At 40.5% G+C, this 1,528-nt stretch carries 1 protein-coding gene and 1 pseudogene; one reads left to right on the top strand and one right to left on the bottom strand.

Going from position 1 to position 1,528, the window contains the following annotated elements; translation table 11 throughout:
- Window positions 1-128: 128 nt before the first annotated feature.
- Window positions 129-320: pseudogene (locus CWC03_RS22815) on the bottom strand (site-specific integrase); the annotation flags it as partial.
- A gap of 321 nt (window positions 321-641) precedes the next feature.
- Between CWC03_RS22815 and CWC03_RS22810 the strand changes: the two are divergent.
- Window positions 642-1,256, top strand: a complete 615-nt coding sequence (locus CWC03_RS22810; RefSeq protein ID WP_138583793.1) for a hypothetical protein — start codon at window positions 642-644, stop codon at window positions 1,254-1,256.
- Window positions 1,257-1,528 lie beyond the last annotated feature (272 nt).

Genomic DNA, 1,528 nt, shown 5'->3' with positions numbered 1-1,528 from the left:
AGGTGAACACAATTAGGTGAATAAGCGCTAATTTTTGACCTGACAGAGTACAAATATAGAACGCTATAAATTCTAACATTTCAGCTATTGGTCAAATGCGGACAGCGGTACTAACATCTTTCTGTCCAATTTCGTTGGTTGGCAAGGAAGGTTAAAAATTGTGTAACCTCTTCCGTTCCCATTGTTTCAGGGTGACGCTTGTGGTGAAAGTTAATGAATGCCTTAACCCAATATAGGTAGGTTTTTTCTGTTCTAATGCTGTAACCACGGATACGCATTTCCTCCTGAAGACCTTTCAGAAATGGGCTTTTTAGACTCATGATAACTCCTTACCTTATGTTGCTGTATATGCGCACAGTATTATTTGGTATTCTCGGATATCAAGGGAAATAATGAAAAATTTTTTGCGCGTTTACGCATGAATAGATTAAAAATCTTATTTTTTATCAAAAGGTTATGCATCTGCGATTTGAGATAATAGGTTTGGGAAACGCGCATGCGCATTTTTCTAGATGGTATATTTAGCAGAATGCTGATAAGTTCTTTGCATACTGATAGTTAACTGTGTGCGTTTTCACTGGTCCAATGAGGTAAACGCGCATGCGCACGAATAAAATGTTATACCTAAAAGGAGTTGTCATTTGACAGATGAAAATAAGGCTCTTACAAAAGCGTTGGAGTGGGTAGTTGAAATTGATCCCCCAGCAATTATTGCTTCTGTAAAAGCAGAGAGAGAGAAATATCCAAATTCAACTAACCGTAAATTGGCAGAGAAAGCTTTTTCATCAGCACGCTGGAAAGCAACCTCTACAGGTTTTGCCACTGGATTACCTGCAAACCCATGGACTGCTGTTCCTGCTGCTACTTTAGATGTTGCAGTAACGCTTCGAACTGAAGTTGCCGCGGTTGCTCGTGCTGCCGTAATTTATGATGAAAATTTCTTTGACGATGATGAAGCAAAATGGGAGCTTTTGATTCCTATATTTGGTCTGAATGTTGGCAGCCAAGCTCTCAGAGAGTTCGGCATTAGAGGCGGTATGGGTGTAACTAGAGTTGCTATTAAAAAATACTTGTCAAAAGAGACTCTAAAGCAATTCAAAAAGATAATGTTGAAATATTTTGGGATTAAAGTTACTCAAAAAGGCGTTATCACTAAAACGCTTCCTGTGGTCGGCGGATTAATTGGTGGTGGATGGAACTATATAGAAGTTGGCCGAGTGCGAAAAAGAGCAATATCGTACTTTGAGTCAGCTTAGGTATAACAAGCAAATAAACAGGGACTAAAACTGCGGGCTCTTTTCGCATCGCTCAAGTTTAGCCCGCAATTTTTAGCCCGTTATTTGGTCGTTGGTATGACTCCCACTGTCAAGTTAAACACACTGATCCTTGCCTAACTTTAAGCCATAATTTCTTAACTCGACGTGGCACCTGTTTTCAGTCTATGTTCGTGGTTCAATGCTGCGTTAGCTGCATTGCCATCCTAACGCCGTCGGTGGTTGTGCCACACCCCAGGGTGAGAGCATACTTC

It is taken from the genome of Pseudoalteromonas sp. S2755 (genome assembly GCF_005886535.1).
In the GTDB taxonomy this organism is placed as follows: domain Bacteria; phylum Pseudomonadota; class Gammaproteobacteria; order Enterobacterales; family Alteromonadaceae; genus Pseudoalteromonas.
The sequence above is the reverse complement of the archived record's forward strand: the minus strand, read 5'-3'. Positions and strand labels throughout refer to the sequence as shown.